Raw genomic sequence first — 18,472 nt, 5'->3', positions numbered from 1 at the left:
TAAACAAAGAATTATGAAAACTCAAAAACACATTGTAAAACTATTTGTAGGTTTTCTTATACTGATAATTGCACCTATTTCGTGTACAGAAGATTTTGAAGAAATAAACACTAATCCTATTGACCCAGAAACTGCCACAGTAGAGGGTATTATGGCTGGAGTACAATATTTTGAATTCGCAGAACCTCGATTCCTTACCTGGAGAGGGAATTTAATATATACAAGTCAATTTGCACATCAGTTTAGTTACAATGCAGAAGGTTCTTGGTTCGCAGGTGATGCTTATCAAAATAATCAAGGCTGGACCAATGCCATATTTGATGCGTCTTATCAAAAAGTCTCTCTAAATATTAGAAACTTACTTGGTACTTATAATGATTTAGGAGATGAAAATGGTGCGGCTGTTACAAAAATCATGATGTCTTGGTTTTATCAAAAAATGACCGACATTTATGGAGATATCCCTTATAGTGAGGTTATTGGAGACCAATTGATCCTAGATGATCCGCAGCCCAAATACGATACTCAAAAAGAAATTTATACGGGTCTTATGAATGATCTCAAAGCACAAATGGATCAAATTGGTTCATCATCAGAAATAATCGCTGGCGCCGAAGGAGATTTTATTTATGCCGGAGATCCTCAAAAATGGAAAGCATTTGCCAATACATTACGACTACGAATTGCCATCAGATCCAGAGATGCCTTTATACAAGCCAGTGAACAGTCATTTATAGATACTGTTATTAATGATTGTCTGAGTAATACTTTAATAGATGGCTCAAATGAAGCTCTAGTAAAGAAGTCGGAATCTGCATTGATATTATCATTTCTCGATGGAAGTTTTGAAGACGTTTATTGGGGGTTTGGTGGATTAGGCTCTAAGTGGGTATTCTCAGATCGTTATATGAATTTATTAAATGACAATAATGATCCTAGAATTTATCAAATGGCAGATCCATCTCCAAATGGTACTTATGAAGGGACAGCAATCTCGATGCGAGGAATCATACCGAGAGATAATCTTGCAATTCCATCTCAAAAAATCATCGGGACTTCTACAACCGATATCGCTAATGTTCTACCAACACAAATACTAACCGCAGCCGAATCTTATTTTTTACAGGCAGAAGCAGCTCTTTTAGGGTACTCAGGAAATCCACAGGCGCTCTATGAAGAAGGAATTAGAGCAAGCATGAATTTCTGGGGTGTAGACGCTGCTGATATCGAAACCTTTATAACTAACGAATCTATCGCTACTTTATCCGGATCCACTGAACAACAATTAGAAGTTATCTGGAACCAACGATGGTTAGCCCTATTAATGAATGGATATGAAGCCTGGTCTTTAGTTAGAAGAACGGAGCTTATTCCGGCATTAACAGATGATACCACATTCTTCGTTTCAGAACCTAATAACGGAAATGTGCCCAAAAGGTTACAATATTCAACTACAGAATTAGTAGCCAATGAAGCAAAAGTAAAAGAAGCTATAGAAAGACAAGGACCGGATGTAATGACTACCAATATATGGTGGGACATCGAATAGATCTAATATGGAACCCCCTGTAACCATCCATAAATTAGTATCATAACATTTTGAAAAATAAAATTTAAATCATCTTAAAGCTTAAAAAAAGAAAAATGATTAAAGAAATTAAATTCAGGCAAGTTGGCAAGTTTGAGGATACCAAATTCGAAAAAATCCATAATGAAATATTTCAGGATTCTTCTTATGCATCTAAACTAGTAGCTGTAGAAATTTCAGATTTAATAAAACAAAAACAAAAAGAAGGTAAGCCCTGCATATTAGGTTTAGCTACAGGATCCTCTCCGATAAAAGTATATGAAGAACTAGTAACAATGTATCGTTTAGGAGAACTCAGTTTTAATAATGTGATCACCTTCAATCTGGATGAGTATTATCCAATGGATACAGATAATCAACAAAGTTATCATCATTTTATGCATCAACATCTGTTTGATCACGTTGATATAAACCCAGAAAATATAAATATTCCTTCTGGAAATATTAACACAGAAGAAATTGATCAATATTGTATCGACTATGAAATGAAAATAAAAAAACTTGGTGGATTAGATTTTCAATTACTAGGTATTGGTAGAACAGGACATATCGGTTTTAATGAGCCAGGATCCCATCGCAATTCTGGCACCAGAATTATAACCTTAGATCACATAACCAGAAGAGATGCTGCCTCAGATTTTAATGGTTTAGAAAATGTTCCCAAAAGAGCCATAACTATGGGGATTAGCACGATTATGAAAGCTAAACGTGTTCTTCTACTTGCGTGGGGACATAAAAAAGCATCCGTTGTAAAAAAGACTATTGAAGGCGAAATAACTTCCCATATCCCAGCTTCTTTCTTACAAGAACACAAAAACATAACCGTCATTTTAGATAGTGAAGCTGCCGCTGATCTTACCAGAATTAAAACTCCTTGGTTAGTAGATCAATGCATATGGACCCCAAAACTTAAGCTGAAGGCAGTAACCTGGTTAAGCCAGGAAGTCCAAAAGCCTTTATTAAAACTAACTGATAAAGATTATAATGACCACGGTATGTCTAGTCTTTTAACATTAGAAGGATCCGCATATGAATTAAACATCAAAATGTTTAATCATTTGCAAAATACTATCACTGGATGGCCAGGTGGAAAACCAAATGCCGACGACACCAAACGTCCCGAAAGAGCCAATCCTGCTCAAAAAAGAGTACTTATTTTTAGTCCGCATCCTGATGATGATGTAATTTCTATGGGAGGTACATTTTCTAGACTTATTGATCAAGGTCACGATGTACATGTGGCATATCAAACCTCTGGAAACATTGCTGTAACTGATCAAGAAGCTTTAAAATTTGGTGAAGTAGCACAACGCTTATCTGAGGATGATACCATTTTTAATACTATAATAGATGCCATAAAATCGAAAAACATTAATGATATTGATTCTGCCGAAGTAAGATTAACAAAAGGACTTATCAGAAGAATGGAATCTTACGGTGCTACCAGATATTTAGGGCTTCCTGATCATAAAGTTCATTTCTTAAACCTTCCTTTTTATGAAACCGGAAGGGCGAAAAAAAATCCTATTGACAATGCTGATATTAATATTATAAAAGATATTATAACGCTCATTAAACCACATCAAATCTATGCTGCAGGAGATCTCGCAGATCCACACGGAACTCATAAACTTTGTCTTGATGCAATCCTCGAAACAGTTTCTATATTGAAACAGGAAGAATTTATGAAGGATTGCTGGCTATGGTTATATCGAGGAGCTTGGCACGAATGGGATATACACGATATTGAAATGGCAGTACCCTTAAGCCCAGATGAAGTAAACCGAAAGACCAACGCAATTCTTTTTCACCAATCACAAAAGGATAAAGTGATGTTTCAAGGTGAAGATTCTAGAGAATTTTGGTTAAGAGCAGAGGAACGAAATAAGAACACGGCAGAATTATATGACAGCCTAGGGCTAGCTGATTATGAAGCTATTGAAGCTTTTAAACGATACTATTTTTAGTGCTTTTATCAATAGTTAACTACCAAATAAATTAAAAACACCTTTCGAATAGAATTGATCTCGAAATAAGTTAAGAGTAAACAAATATTCCATTTAGAATTAAATTATAAAGATTAGAATGTATGATATTAATAGCTGATAGTGGTTCTACGAAATGTGATTGGATTCTAATTGACAGATTGGGAAATCAATTGTGTTCACAAACAACAATAGGTATCAACCCTCTAAATATATCAGAGAGTACAATTAAAAACATAATATTAGAGGTTTCTGAAGTATTAGAAAAAAGAAACTTGATCGAGGAAATACATTTTTATGGAGCAGGTTGCGGCACGGAAAAATCAAATCAAAAAATCAAATCATCTTTCCGTTCTATCTTTAATAATTTAAAATTAATAAAGGTTGAAGAAGATATTATTGCCGCTGTACACGCCACTACAAGGACTTCAGGAGTTATTGCTATTTTAGGCACAGGATCTAATTGTTGCTACTTTGATGGTAAAAAAATAATACAGCACGCTCCATCTTTAGGGTATTTACTTGCCGATGAGGGCAGTGGTAATTACTTCGGAAAAGAGTTACTGAAAAGCTTTTACCTACAACGTATGCCTTCTAGTCTTGCCAAAGAATTTAAGATAATGTTTGGGTCAGATTTAGAATCACTTTTTTATAATTTATATGATTTACCACAACCTAATGCATATTTGGCATCCTACGCAATCTTCTTGTTTCGACATCGAGGTCATCCTTTTATAGAAAACTTGTTATATCACGGAATCGAAGTTTTCATTGACAATTATTTAATGCTTTATACCAAAGAATTAGAAAATCACCCAATACATTTTGTAGGCTCTATCGCATATTACACACAAGACATCATCAATAAGATGCTGATTTCCAAAGGCTTTTCGACAAAAAGTTTTATCAAAAAACCTATCAATAACCTTATCAAGTATATCATTTCTAACGAGTATTCATTACAAAAAACAATATAATAAATGAAGAGATCCATTTTCTACATAGTATCAATTCTTATATTTTTAATCTCTTGTCAGGAAAAAGGCAAAAATACAACTGCTGTAAATACAACTCCCAGAATTACGCCAATGCCTTTGTCATTGCTGGAGAAACAAGGGAGTTTCACTATTGATAAAGAAACCTCTTTATTTATAAAAAAAGATGAAACAAAGGCCATAGCATTATTTTTTGCTGATATTATCCATGAAAAAACAGGATTACGTCTTAAAACATCTGATCAAAAAAAAGAAAACTCAATTCATTTATTAATAGATACTTCACTAGAATTAAATGAAGAAGGATATTTGTTAAAAACCTTTGAAGATCACATCTTGATTACTTCAAAAACTACTAAAGGGTTATTTTACGGAGCTCAGTCCCTAATGCAATTGCTACCACTTATTTCAAATGATAATTTTAAAGAAGATCTGCAAGTTGTAATTCCTTCTGTAGATATAAAAGATCAACCAGCCTTTAAATGGAGAGGGGTATTACTTGACGTATCCAGACATTTTTTTACCGTAGAATTTATCAAAAAACAATTGGATTTTCTGGCAACATTAAAAATAAATAAATTTCATTGGCATCTTACGGATGATCAAGGTTGGCGAATAGAAATAAAACAATATCCTAAATTAACAGAGATTGGTGCTAAAAGAGGAGATACAGAAAGCGATGTTTACCATGGGTTTTATACACAAGAAGAAGTAAAAGAGGTTGTTGCATATGCTAAAGAACGATTTATTGATGTAGTCCCTGAATTTGATGTGCCTGGACACGCTAGGGCAATTCTTGCTTCATATCCAGAATTTGCTTGCGTTGAAAAGTCCTTTGAAATAAGAGAAATATGGGGTGTAGATTATAACATTTTATGCGCAGGAAAGGAAGATGTATATGTTTTTGTTGAAAATGTAATACAAGAAATGGCAGCTTTATTCCCATATAAATATTTTCACGTAGGAGGTGATGAAGTACCAAAACGCAATTGGAAGGAATCTGAATTATGTCAAAAACTAATGAAAAGAGAAGGACTAAAAGATGAACAAGAACTACAAAGTTACTTCATGGCTCGTGTAGAAAAAATACTTCACAATCATAATAAAATAATGATCGGATGGGATGAAATCCTAGAAGGAGGAATCACTGAAACTACCAATATAATGTCTTGGCAAGGTGAAAAAGGAGGTATTAAAGCTGCAAATGAAGGCCACGATGTAATCATGACTCCGTTAGACTACGTATATCTTAATTTTTATCAAGGTAGTAAACAAGTAGAACCAATGGCGTTTGGTGGACATACACCACTACAAAAAACATATCATTACAATCCTATTCCCAATGCAATAAAAGAAGATAAAAGACATCACATTCTTGGATTACAAGGAAATTTGTGGGCTGAACAGACGGATAACGATAAAATTGCAGAATATCAATTATACCCTCGATTAATAGCTATCGCAGAGACAGGATGGACTATAGAGAACAACAAAAATTTTAATAGTTTCTTAAATCGCTTAAATAGTATATATCCAATACTTGATCATCATAACATAAATTATCACATCCCGTTACCAGAAGGGCCTTCATCCGATCATATCGCATTCCTTGATACTGTAACCTTACCTTTTAATACAACACATCCCGTAAAAATGGTGTATACTACTGATGGATCAGAGCCTACTAATGATAGTAAAGAATATTCAACAGCGCTTACTTTTAATACAACTACTACTTTAAAAATAGCCTCAGTATTGCCTCATGGTAAAATCAGTAAAACAAGAACTATTAACATTGCAAAAGAATCATATCTCCCATCAATATCAGAATCGATGGATTTATCTCCAGGATTGAAGATCAAAACAATAAAAGGTCATTTTTTGAGCATAGATGAAATTCAAACGAAAATTCCAACTGAGGTAACAGTAGTTCAGAATATTAAAGAGGCAAATCATACTTTTGATTGGGGACATGAAGTTAAAAAGGAAAATTTTAAAGCAGTATTCTTAGAAGGATATATTGACATCCCAGAAGACGGAATATATTATTTTTCTAGTACACAAGATCAAATATGGATTGGTGACAAATTAGTTATCGATTATAAAAAAACGATAAAAAAACATCCCGAAGAAAGCTCTATCGCTCTTAAAAAAGGAAAACACAAACTTAAAATAATTTACCTTAATAATGTTGTAAAAGGATGGGCATCAGACTGGAATACGGTAGAATTAAAATACCGAAAAGAATTTGATAGAGAATACAAGATAGTAAATGAAACAATGATTTTCCATCAAAATTCTGAAGGAGCTCTCTCACTAAAATAAAAAGTAATGTAAAATATGAATTAAAAGTCTAATTAAATTTAAAACCAACGTAAGACCGTGGGAGTTTAGAAGAAATTGTAATTAGCCATAATTAAAAAAAACATTTCTCTCAACTAAGTACGTATTGCTATATTTAGTAGTAGAAAAAACCATCTAAAAATGATTTAGATGGTTTTTTTACATTAGTTGCATCTCATAATACATACTAAAGGATCCGTTAGTTTTACTTCGACTATTAATCAAAAATTAATACAATTGAAAGAAATATTCGAAATTGAATATAAATAGATAAACAAGCTAAGTTTAATTTATTAACTTTCAGTTTATTAAAATTCATTATCATGAAAAATTTAAAAAATATAAGACCCTTAAATAGAGAAGACTTAATAAAGATAAACGGTGGCACGCTTCAAAATGCAGGAGATTGTAGTAATTTTATTTCTATGCCTGAACCAGGAAGATATTGCAAAAGCGATACATGAGTATAAAGAACATTTAAGAGAACTATCTTAGCTCCAAAATTTCATACATATAATCAGCACTTAAGAACTTTACCTTTCTTAAGCTATACTCCTTAACCTTATACTACATATAGGATGTAGATTTATGATACCTTATTTTTAAACTTTCTAATTCCCCAAGCTACTTTATAGGTTCTATATAGCAGATCATAGATTACCATTTCGTGTAGGCGGTTTTTGGACCTAAACAACCTATTCATAAGCATATGAATATAACTACCCATCATATCATCTAATTCAGATTTGTTTACAACAGACAGAATCTTTCTAACCAAAACTTCACTATTCTTACTCTTTTCTGCTAAAACATCAACAATAGGGGCATAATCAGCATCTGTTTCTCTTTCAAAATTTAAAAAACTCTTAATCTTATCATGCTCATTCCTGAACTTCTTATCCATCTGCTTTTTTAGACCTTTATTCATTCCAAACTCAGCACCAAAACCTAACTTTAATCGTTCCATTAAAACCATTTTCTCATCTTCATTATAGCCAAAATCTCGGAGTTTTTGATCTATTGCTCTTGCTCCAAATAACCATCTTAGCTCTTCTCCTTCATCTCCATCAATCATATCCAAAAAATCTACGATCATCTTACTATCCAGAAAAAATAGTTCTTCAGATTCACTCATAGTCTTTACTCCATAGCGTTCTATTTCTCTTTGATATGTATCCAGTTGTATTTTCCAGATTAGGTCTTCGTCAGAAAACTCTTTAAGTGAAGTATATAAGGCATTAATAACTCCAGCCACGTTCTTAGGATTTTCATAATGGAATCTAACTCTAATATGATGCTTTGGGTCGTTATACCGAATGAAAAACCATTTATCAATGATATTATTTTCTAATAAATGCATCGCAGTAGGCTTAATAATATCTGTCAGAACCAAATCTGAGGTTTTTGGTCCAGTATATATTTTATAATACAACCATTCACTACCCACTATAAAAGATCTTTGTACGTCCATCATTAATTCTGCAAGTTTTTTAATTTCTTTTCATTATAAAATGACATAACAATTTGATTTGTAAATACTTTTTCTCCTTCTTTTATCAAACTTTCATTGACGTGCAAAAATTCTTTAAGCTTAAATCTACTCCTCTTTTTTACAGTATTCAATAACATTTTTACAGCTGTAGTATTTTTAGAATTAATTAGTAATTCATTATCTCCATCTACCAGAAGTACAAACTGAGGTAAACTTTTACTTTCTACAAAGATCTCTAATTCTCTACAAAATTTATTTTCATCATTCAGATTCTTTAATAAAGGTTGAATTTCGGATGATGTAATATTCCAAATTGCATTAGAAAATATAATATCTTTATATTCTACTCTTGGTAAAAAATCATACTCTTCTGCAAATGGTCCCCAATCAAAAGCGATGCCTCCTCTCTGATTTTGAGTTTGCATATTGGCTAAAAACTGATAAATGGGTAATGCGTTACTGGAAAAATTATGTGCATTGGTTAAGTGTGGAACTACTTCTTTATTAAACTTTTTGGACCTCAACGTTACCTTTCCGTTCGGACTGGCAGAAATCATTAAGTCATCTAATAAAAGTTGATGTTCATCATTCAGAATAGACTTTGCCAGATATGGTATTTCATACTTTCTAAAGCTAGGTCTCATCAAAATATTTCCTACTCGAGACTCTGGTAAATGCACAATTTCTGCAAGAATTTTATCAGGATTTAACTTTGTTTCTAGATCAATTATTTCTTTCGTATAGATATCTAAATCTTCATCTCCGTGGCAAAAACGTCCTAAAAGGTTTGCGGCGCTTGAACCTCCACAACTAGACATAATAATTTTTTCGGCACCATCTACCTGCGCCAATTCTATCATAGAAGAAATAGTATCTGGTAAATCTTCCCAGTTTTCCTCGAAATCATTAAAGTCTTTGTCTGTTAATACCAAAGTACTCCTCTGTTCCTTAATACATTCTAATAACCTTTTATTCAGCACTGCATGTATGGGTGACCATCTAACATCCCTGGCAGCTATTTTTTCTTGTTTGAATGGTAGTACAAGATCATCAATTATTTGACTTACATCTCCCGAATCTTTATCCTGCAAAAACCCAATTCCAAGTTCTACATCGAGTGCTTTTGATAAAGAGACTTCTCTACTCTCGTATCGCTCATAAAATGCTGCTTTAAATCTGGAATTAAGTGTTTCTTTTGGTGGTAATGTAAGTTTATTAAGTAATGATAATCCTTTCTTTATCTTCCTTACGGTTTCGTGACTAATTGTATTTGTTTCTAAAGAAAGGTTCATGTCTGTCTGAAACATATACTTCAATTCGAAACCGGTACCTAATTTCTTTAATGATTCACTAAGATCAATATATTCCTTTGCTGGGTTTCCTATATTTTTATCTATTCGATGCAATGTTAGTTGTACACTTTCTAGCTCAGAAATGATTCGTTCAGTGCCTGATAGTTTTTTAAGAACTGGTATTATTTGATCCAAAAACTCAGGACCAGAAACGGATGGTTCTAACTCACTAATCAACAATTGACTTTCTACTAGTTGATCTATAAACCCAGACGCTTCTTCATTACTAATCTCATCATCTACTAACAATTCTGCTAAATCACAAAGCTGAGATCCTTTTCTTGCTTCAGAAAGCACTTTTTGTAAATATTCAGAATCTTCTACCGCTACGATATGATGTACTCTTCTACTTTCTACATAGGTATACTCTACATATCTGAGTTGTTTACCGGCTTTATAGACACTGGTATTCGGATAAAAAAGAAGTTGATCCCTAATCACTTTATCTTTAACAATATCCTGAGATAGTGCTACCAAGTAATTCATATCCAATCGCGTATGACGATTATTTTTTGATTTATCCAAAAGCTCAATCCTGGTAGTATCCGAAAAATTTCCAACTGCAGTTCCAGCAAAAATCCCGAAAGGTGTGCAGCGTGAGGACATTCTACTAATGTATTTTAATACAGAATACATCATACGCTCTGATACTGCCTTTTCTTTGATATCTCCTTTCAACCATTTTTCAAACTCCTGATATAAAGAAGGTGATGCTAAAAAAATAGCTTCCTTGATAATTTCATCAGAACAAATTTGTTTTAACTCTTCTTCTTTTAGCGTTTTATTTTGAGTTAGCTCTTTATAGAATGAAAAGGAAAATAGAGGAGTACGTAAAACGTATTTTGGAAAATTTTTATAGCTCATAATATTGCTATTCGGAATTAACTAATTAGTAAACATTCATCCCACTTCGTTTCGAATGGTGCCAAATATGAGATGATACATAGCCCTATTCCTGCAATACCTTCGAGTAAGTTCATTTCGTTTCTCCAACTTTCGTTTTCTCCTCCATACCACTGTTTATATCCAACATATCCATCTGTATGTGTATCCATTTTAAGCCCTTGTTCCATCCAATAATCAGCTGTTTCTTTAAATATTAATTCTTTTGTTTCTTTATACATATAATTATAAATCTGAACCATACCGAAAGTACCATGGCATAAACCATTATCTCTTACCTTAGTTTCTTCAAGATCTCTCCTTTTACAGGAATTTTTAACCGTATTCATTCCTTTTTGTATAATTTTTTCATCTCGCAAGACTTTTCCTGCTTTCCACAATGTTAAACCAATTCCTAAGTCTCCATAACACCAAGCCAATCTTTCATTACTCTTTTTATCCATACCATCATAAACCCAGCTAGGAAACATTGAAGGAGAAGATACATCTTTATCTTCATTACTTAGAATAAATTGGGTCGCTTTATGTAATATGGGTGTTACTTTATCATAAAAATCATCATAAATTGCTAAACGGGATAAAAAATTTATGATACTAGCCATTCCATGAGATAGACTTAGATTATATCCCCTAAGTTCTTCTTTTTCATTAAGATTGCTTTCCCATTTTATCATATCATCCTCTTCAATCGAGGATCTTTTAAGAGAGGCAACAATTTCTAGAAGTTTTACTTTATAATCATTTTTTAAGGCTGTAGACTTTGTCCCTTGATATCTTTTAAAGAAATAAAAACCAATCCCAATTGCTCCGTGTAAAAAATCATAGAAATTATCTTTCTCTCCCATCTCTTTAGTAGCAAGGCTTAAATAATCATCTAAATCAGATAATAAGTCATCACTATCAACATCGATAAAACCTTCTTCATCCAATAATTCTATAGCCCAACCTGCTCCTGCTATTCCAGTACAAAAAGTAGGAAAGCTATATCCTTCGTTAATTTTTTCTATAACAGAAGATATCATTTCTACTCCTATATCCGCGTGTGATTCTTTTTCAATAAACTTAGAATAATAAAATTGAAACAACGCAATTCCGGAAATCCCCGATAAAACACCAACATGTTCATTAGTATTATAATTTTCAGAAAGGATATTGCTAATTTTTTCTAATTTATCTAATAATATAGGTTTCAAATTACTCATTTTTTTTCTTAAAAAACTGCGATAAAAAAACTGCCTAAAATCTAGGCAGTTTTCGTGTTTAAAGTATTAAAAAAACTTGTATTAACATTATATACTATGAGATTATTTTAAAAAAGCATTTCACAGCATACGCTCTTTAGTTTTTTTTAGAAACATTGCATTCCTTGAGGAGGACAACTATTAAGAGCATCTAATGTAGGACAACAGTGCGTTGGATCAATACCACCTTTGATCTTGTTTAGATTTAAGTCACTAATTGTTTGTTTTTTAAGCTCCAATTTTTTCAATGATTTTTTCATGATACTTATAGTATTTTAAAATTACCTACTCTGTTTAAGGTTTTCGGCTTTCCCTTTTTTTAGAATTAGTTTTAACTTAATACTTGTTGTTTTTTAATTCTAATCAAGAATTTCTCTTCTCTAAAACTATTGACAAAATAGGGTGATATAAAATTTAACATACGTATTTTAAACAAAATAAGGCATAAAAAAAGCCTCATTATTGAAGCTTTTTTTATGCCTTATTATTTGTACAATGATCCTAAAAACGATGTTGAGTTGGTTGACAAACCACATGTGAATTACCTTCGTGTTCTGTAGGCAGACAGTCTCCTCCTTTTACTTTTCTCATAGCATCTAGGTTGATCCTAGCTATAGTAAGCTTTTTTAGTGTAATTGTGTTTCTTTGTTTATTCTTCATGAGTGTACATTTTGTGCTTTATTCATTCTCCTAAAAAAGGGTACTAATAAATAAAAAGTTAGATACAAGAAATATACTTTTAATAGAGGTTAAATCATAATTAGCAAACCTCATTTTGTTCAAAATGAGGTATTTTTTTACTGATGTTAAACATGTAAAGCTTAATTATTCAATTTTTCTATATTCTTGATATAATACGAAGGATTAAGTCCTGTTTTAGCTTTGAAATGTTTTGTAAAAGAATTATCGCTTTTATATCCTATTTCTGATGCTATTGAAGTAATTGAAAATGACCTGAATTTTTTATCGTTCTTTAATCTTTTAAGCACATAATCAATTCTTAAATCATTGATATAATCATTAAAACTTTTCCCTTTATACGTATTTATTATTTTAGATAGGTATGTAGCATTTGTCCTAACTTTTTTTGCAATAGATCTTAGATTACACTCTAAGCTTAAAAAATATTCTTGTTGTTCAATCTTACTCAATCTTTTCAATACTTCATTAATTTTTTCATCATCAATGACTATTTCTTTACCTACATCTTTTGTTTCTGTCGATTCTGCCTTGTCCTTAGTTTCTAAATCAGATATTTTTTTAATCAAATCGTTAAATACTATTTTATTAGCTTTTTGTTTTCTAAAATACGCTATCAGGATAATAACCATTATAAAAAATACTATCGAAAAAGCACCTAAAATATACTTCTTATACTTTTGTTCTTTTATTCGTTTGCTTTCTAGTTTTTTAATTTTATCATCTAATTTTTGTGTATTCTGATCATATATTTTACTTACTGTTTCATCTTTGTTTTTCTGAAATTGATCTTGTAATTCCTGATGTGCAGTAAACCAACGTATAGATGCTTTTATGTCACCTGTTTCCTTGTAACTCTTGGCTAGAAGCATATGAGCATCTATTACTCTATTTTTTCTTAAATCATTTTCTTCTAATACATTTAATGTTTCATTTAGATACCCAATAGCTTTATCATAAGATTTTACTTCATAAAAATAACTTGCTAGAAAATAGTTTACATTGATAGATTGGTTGGATCTACCACTAATTCCAAGCCTGGTTAAAATATCTTCTGCTTTGTATAAAAAATCTAATGCTTGATCGTAGTTTTTTCTTTGGTAGAATACTATTCCTTTTTTAATATACAAATCAGCAATTCCAATCTGATAATCTAAAGATTCACTTATTTTTAAACCAATTTCAGCATATTTCAGTACTGAATCAAGTTTTTCTAAATCTAAATATACTTCGCTTATAATTGTAAGCACATTTACATGGTTTTTACCATTCTTGAAGGATGTTTTGTCAATAAAACTCAATAATTTATTACAATCTTCTCTGGCTTTGTCTAATTGATTCATTCTTCTTAGAACAATCACTATGTTAGATTTAGCAACAATCTCATTCTTAAGATCGCCTTTTTCTTGTGCAATTTCCAAAACATTTTGATAAGAATCCAATGCTTTTTGATTTTGCCAATCTTTTAGATACGAGTTTCCTTGCCTTAAATAAGCCTTGCAAAGAACTTCATCCAATTCACTTTTTTTAGCGATCTCAATAGCTTTATTTAGATATGAGATACTTCGTTCAGATTCTTCTTGCTTATAAAAATGATATCCAATTTCAGAATATATTTGAGCAAGATTAACGTTTAGGTTTTGATGGTTTATAAGAACATTTTCATAGACAAGACTCTCATTGGGAGTAGCAATTTTTATCAACTGAATTAATTCTTCAATTGTTTTATCTTTCAAACTATCAGGGGTCATTACTCGCTGTTCTTGCCCATAGGTCTTTATTAAAAAAAATACAGATATAAATATGTAATAAAGTAAATGTCTCGATACACATCTGTTAACAAAAAAAATCATTTGGATAAATATTGTGTGATTATCCAAATGTAACGATTAGATTATGTATCAAGCAATTAAATTCCACAAGCACACACAACTAAAAAAGAAAAGATTCTCCACCTATTGAAGAATCTTTCTAAAAATACAAGACGTATTATGGGATTAATGCATATGTATAGGGTGACAATCAAGACGTCCTAACATTACGCAGTTTAGATAATCGTTTCCGCCTTTTACAGATTGTTGCTGTTTCTTTTCTATGATTGAGACATTTTTCATCTCTAAAATTTTATCTAGCATAATTATACGTTTTAAGCACCTACTCTATTGAAAGGCTTTCGGTTTCCCTTTTTTTATATAATTCATAATATTAATGTTCCATACAAACTGGAACTCCATTTGTTCCTGTTCTGGCAGTATTCCCACATAAATAATATGTTTGTAAGCCCACACCTCCTTTTACTTTATCAAGTTGTAAACTACTAATCGTTTGTTTTTTTAATTCTAAATTTTTTAATGATTTTTTCATGATTTATTGTGTGTTTTAAGTATACTATTAAAAATAAAAATCCTAAAGATCTTCTTGACCTTAAAGAGTAAGAGGATTAATGCAAATTTTGATAACAATATCCACCTAAACAGTTCCCATCACAAAGCACCAAACATGCTCCACCAAGATAATCCACACCTGCCTTAATAGATTGCTGTTCTTTGTTATTTAACTTTTTAACTCCTTCTAAATTTAAAATGTTATTAAGCATAATTATATGTTTTAAGTACCTACTCTGTCTTAAGGTTTTCGGTTTCCCCTTATCAAAATCAAGTGTCGACATTACTTTGATTATGAGGCTAAACTAGATTGAAAAAAAGAAGATTAAAAACAAAATAACCCTGTTTTGGATAAAACAGGGTTATAAAAAACCCTGCATATTTTGCAGGGTTTTTCAAACAATTTTATTAGTATTAATCAAGGTTCTATATTACATTTATCTGGAAATGTTTCAAAAGTAGGAAGGCTACTACCTCCTTTAATTTGGTGCATCGCATCTATATTAATCCTAGCAATCGTAAGCTTTTTTAGACTGATTTTGTTTTTTTGTTGTTGTTTCATAAACAAGGTGATTTAGTTAGTGTTTCTTACTCTTTTGATGGATTTTCAGAATCCTCCATACCTATATTCTTTATTGAAATATATTTTATCTGAAAGACTAATCACAATACTAACACCCTATATTAGATAAAAACGGGAATGCTTTTATACGCTTTTCGTAATACTATTCTCTTGTTGTAGTTTTTCTATATTCTTAATATAATACGACGGGTTTAAACCTGTTTTTGCTTTAAAACGTTTCGCAAATGCATCATCACTTTTATACCCTACTTCTGCAGCAATAGATTTTACAGAAAAGGCTCTGAATATTTTATCATTCTTTAATCGTTGCAATGCGTACTCAATTCTTAAATCTGTGATATACTCATTAAAGTTCTTTCCTTTATGTGCGTGAATAATCTTGGTAAGATAGGTCGTATTCGTTTTTACCTTTTTGGCGATTGTCCTTAGGTTACATTCCGTTTTTAAAAAATATTCTTGATCTTCCAACTTATCCAAACCTTTTAATATGGCTGTAACTTTATCATCATCAATTACAATTGTTGCGCTATTATTTTTTGAGTCTTTTTCACTTTTTTCTACCTCCAAAAGATTGATTTTGTCAACCAATTCTGAGAACATTAGCTTATTCGACTGTTGTTTTTTATAATATGTAAACCCTATTAGTAATAAAGTTAAAGAAATGGTAATAGAACCAATCAATAGATAACTTGAGATGTTTTCTTTACTTTTTAGTTTTGCTATTTCTTTCTCATACTTTTCAGTTTCTTTCTCATAAATTGTATCTACGGTTTTATCTTTTTCTTCCTGATAATTCTCATTTAAGTTTATATAAATACGCTCCCAATAATGTCCTTGTACAAAATCTTTCTTTTTAAAATAACAATTGGCTAATAACAAATGTGATTGGATTACTGGTAGTTTACTTACATCCTCTTCTTTAATAAAATCCATGGTGTTGCATAAATACGAAATTGCCTGGTCATAGTTTTGCTCCTCATAATAACAACCAGCCATATAATAATTTACTTTTACAGTTGGGAAAAACTTATTACCAATGTCATAATTATCCAAAATATCTTTGGCTTTATATAAATTATCAAAAGCCTGATCAAAATCTTTTTTGTAATAGTAGACAATTCCTTTTTTAATATATAAATCCACAAGACCTTCTTTAAAATCAATAGATTTACTTATATCAATCCCTTTATCTGCATAATATAGCACAGAGTCGTATTGCTCCTTGTCTAAGTATACTTCATTAATATTAGTAAGTATTCTCACATGATCTCTGCCGTTTTTAAATGAGGTTTTATTAATACCTTGTAACATTTCTTTAGAAATTTCCAAAGCTTTATCCAACCTATTCATTTTATGTAATACTAATACAAGGCCTGAATTTGCAATAATTATATTTTCAGGTTTTTCTTCTTTTTTTGCAATGCTTACTGCTTCGTAATAATTGTTAAATGAATTCTGATGTTTTCCTTCTCTAAGAAATGTAGCGCCATTTAGTATATAACTCCAAAATAACAGGTTTTTATCATTTAGTTTATTTCCTATTTTATGTACCCTATTCGCATATTTGATACTCCTTTTAAAATCTTCTTTTCTATAAAAATGAAACCCCAATCGAAGATAAAACTTGGCTGAGACTGAATCGTTCTTATGAAAACTCTCCAATATTTCTTCATAAACTTCTATAAAATCAGCCTCGGAAGATCTAATTAAATTCACCAGTTGTTCAGGAGTTTTAGTTTTTAGGCTATCGGGAATGATGAAGTTGGTATCCTGCGCATGAATGGTAAAGGATATTAAAGTAATAATAAATAGAATGAAGAACGATATCCGTTTTTTTGGAAAAATCATTTGATCTAGTATGAAGTATAGAACCAAAAGTAATGATTCTTTTTATTCTGCTTTTTTTAGTCAAAATTAAAAACCGCTTAAGTGAATGAATCGCGTAAATAAAATTAAGTTACTATAATCATAATTACATACCATCCAGCATTTAGTCCCAAAATATTATTGTCATTGGACATTTTTAGTCTGATCAGGGTTTAAAGACGGCTATAACGCTCTATTACAGATACTAATACATTTTGTTTTTAATTGTTGCGAGTTCACAATCTCTATTTGTATCGCAAGATACCATAGTCAAGCAAAACATAGAATTGACTACACCTCCACGAACCTTATTAAGATTTAAACTACTGATCGTTTGTTTTTTTAGCTCTAAATTTTTTAATGATTTTTTCATGATACTATTTTTTAAAACACCTACTCTAGATAAGGCTTTTCGGTTTCCGCCAGATATCCTATGGATAACGAGGTCTAAACTAAGGAGCACAACTAAGTATTAAAAATAAAGGATCATCAGTTTTATAAATTTGATGCTATTGAAAAACATATTATATAACTTCTTAATGATTATCAATAAACAAGACTTAATGAAGGCGATTCAATCACTCTTTATAATTAAAACTAAAAAGGAAGTATATTTATTTTTGACTGGAAGCTTATCTAAAATTAATAGTACAACTCTGTGATTGACCAAACCATTTTACTCGATTACGAGAAGCTAATCTATAGATCCCATCCCGAATCATTCTCGGAACAAATGCCAACAAGGCTGCTACACGTTTCCATTTTGGAATTTTAGATACTATTTTCAAGAAACCATCCGAATGGGTATGTGATCCATTTTCGTCAATAAGAATTACGGTATCTAATCGTTGCGTAGGATATCCATGTTCTTTTAGTAGTTTCTGACCTTGAGGAGATTGAAAAGGAATAAAATGAAAAAGATCTTCTGGAGCAAACTGCATTAACCAACCCACAACGCCATTACATAGATTACACTCACCATCGAATATAATAATACTTTTGTCTAAAGAAGTTTCCATTTTATTGATTTTTAAGTTTTTA

At 31.2% G+C, this 18,472-nt stretch carries 17 protein-coding genes; 5 read left to right on the top strand and 12 right to left on the bottom strand.

The features are described from left to right. Positions 1–13: 13 nt before the first annotated feature. The 5 genes from Q0910_RS05585 to Q0910_RS05565 all read left to right on the top strand — a co-directional run bounded on the left by Q0910_RS05585 (position 14) and on the right by Q0910_RS05565 (position 7,375). A complete protein-coding gene (locus Q0910_RS05585) occupies positions 14–1,549 on the top strand; it encodes a SusD/RagB family nutrient-binding outer membrane lipoprotein (RefSeq protein WP_299213401.1) in 1,536 nt (511 codons plus the stop codon). 95 nt (positions 1,550–1,644) lie between these two features. Continuing rightward, complete coding sequence (nagB, locus tag Q0910_RS05580) at positions 1,645–3,555, top strand: glucosamine-6-phosphate deaminase (RefSeq protein ID WP_299213399.1); 1,911 nt, start codon at positions 1,645–1,647, stop codon at positions 3,553–3,555. Positions 3,556–3,677: 122 nt separating this feature from the next. After that, positions 3,678–4,550 (top strand): N-acetylglucosamine kinase, encoded by an 873-nt coding sequence (locus Q0910_RS05575; protein ID WP_299213397.1) that lies wholly within the window; start codon positions 3,678–3,680, stop codon positions 4,548–4,550. 3 nt (positions 4,551–4,553) lie between these two features. Then, positions 4,554–6,893 carry a family 20 glycosylhydrolase gene (locus Q0910_RS05570; RefSeq protein ID WP_299213395.1) on the top strand — a complete coding sequence of 780 codons (2,340 nt, stop codon included), beginning with the start codon at positions 4,554–4,556 and terminating at the stop codon, positions 6,891–6,893. 341 nt (positions 6,894–7,234) lie between these two features. Beyond that, positions 7,235–7,375 (top strand): hypothetical protein, encoded by a 141-nt coding sequence (locus tag Q0910_RS05565; protein WP_299213393.1) that lies wholly within the window; start codon positions 7,235–7,237, stop codon positions 7,373–7,375. Positions 7,376–7,497: 122 nt separating this feature from the next. On the opposite strand, the gene Q0910_RS05560 is transcribed toward Q0910_RS05565, so the two are convergent. The 12 genes from Q0910_RS05560 to Q0910_RS05505 all read right to left on the bottom strand — a co-directional run bounded on the left by Q0910_RS05560 (position 7,498) and on the right by Q0910_RS05505 (position 18,450). After that, positions 7,498–8,385, bottom strand: a complete 888-nt coding sequence (locus Q0910_RS05560) for a thiopeptide-type bacteriocin biosynthesis protein (protein ID WP_299213392.1) — start codon at positions 8,383–8,385, stop codon at positions 7,498–7,500. After that, the gene (locus tag Q0910_RS05555; protein WP_299213390.1) at positions 8,385–10,619 is read right to left on the bottom strand and encodes a lantibiotic dehydratase family protein; all 2,235 of its coding nucleotides are present in this window, start codon (positions 10,617–10,619) and stop codon (positions 8,385–8,387) included. The genes Q0910_RS05560 and Q0910_RS05555 overlap by 1 nt, the downstream gene beginning before the upstream one ends. Positions 10,620–10,636: 17 nt before the next feature. After that, the gene (locus tag Q0910_RS05550; RefSeq protein ID WP_299213387.1) at positions 10,637–11,860 is read right to left on the bottom strand and encodes a lanthionine synthetase C family protein; all 1,224 of its coding nucleotides are present in this window, start codon (positions 11,858–11,860) and stop codon (positions 10,637–10,639) included. 146 nt (positions 11,861–12,006) lie between these two features. Continuing rightward, entirely contained in the window at positions 12,007–12,159 is a 153-nt protein-coding gene (locus tag Q0910_RS05545; RefSeq protein ID WP_299213385.1) for a hypothetical protein, read from the bottom strand. A gap of 241 nt (positions 12,160–12,400) precedes the next feature. Continuing rightward, on the bottom strand, positions 12,401–12,559 hold the full coding sequence (locus Q0910_RS05540) for a class I lanthipeptide (protein ID WP_299213383.1): 159 nt from the start codon (positions 12,557–12,559) through the stop codon (positions 12,401–12,403). A gap of 161 nt (positions 12,560–12,720) precedes the next feature. Further along, the gene (locus tag Q0910_RS05535) at positions 12,721–14,349 is read right to left on the bottom strand and encodes a helix-turn-helix domain-containing protein (protein WP_299213381.1); all 1,629 of its coding nucleotides are present in this window, start codon (positions 14,347–14,349) and stop codon (positions 12,721–12,723) included. Between the two features lie 454 nt (positions 14,350–14,803). Beyond that, positions 14,804–14,962, bottom strand: a complete 159-nt coding sequence (locus tag Q0910_RS05530) for a hypothetical protein (RefSeq protein ID WP_299213379.1) — start codon at positions 14,960–14,962, stop codon at positions 14,804–14,806. 76 nt (positions 14,963–15,038) lie between these two features. Then, complete coding sequence (locus Q0910_RS05525) at positions 15,039–15,194, bottom strand: hypothetical protein (RefSeq protein WP_299213377.1); 156 nt, start codon at positions 15,192–15,194, stop codon at positions 15,039–15,041. 206 nt (positions 15,195–15,400) lie between these two features. Next, complete coding sequence (locus Q0910_RS05520) at positions 15,401–15,544, bottom strand: class I lanthipeptide (RefSeq protein WP_299213375.1); 144 nt, start codon at positions 15,542–15,544, stop codon at positions 15,401–15,403. Between the two features lie 144 nt (positions 15,545–15,688). Further along, positions 15,689–17,413 carry a helix-turn-helix domain-containing protein gene (locus Q0910_RS05515; RefSeq protein ID WP_299213373.1) on the bottom strand — a complete coding sequence of 575 codons (1,725 nt, stop codon included), beginning with the start codon at positions 17,411–17,413 and terminating at the stop codon, positions 15,689–15,691. A 223-nt stretch (positions 17,414–17,636) separates the two neighbouring features. Beyond that, positions 17,637–17,804, bottom strand: coding sequence for a hypothetical protein (locus Q0910_RS05510; protein ID WP_299213371.1), 168 nt, complete (start codon positions 17,802–17,804; stop codon positions 17,637–17,639). 259 nt (positions 17,805–18,063) lie between these two features. Beyond that, a complete protein-coding gene (locus tag Q0910_RS05505; protein WP_299213369.1) occupies positions 18,064–18,450 on the bottom strand; it encodes a thiol-disulfide oxidoreductase DCC family protein in 387 nt (128 codons plus the stop codon). Positions 18,451–18,472: the final 22 nt, after the last annotated feature.

This window comes from uncultured Aquimarina sp. (assembly GCF_947495315.1).
Lineage (GTDB): Bacteria > Bacteroidota > Bacteroidia > Flavobacteriales > Flavobacteriaceae > Aquimarina.
The sequence above is the reverse complement of the archived record's forward strand: the minus strand, read 5'-3'. Positions and strand labels throughout refer to the sequence as shown.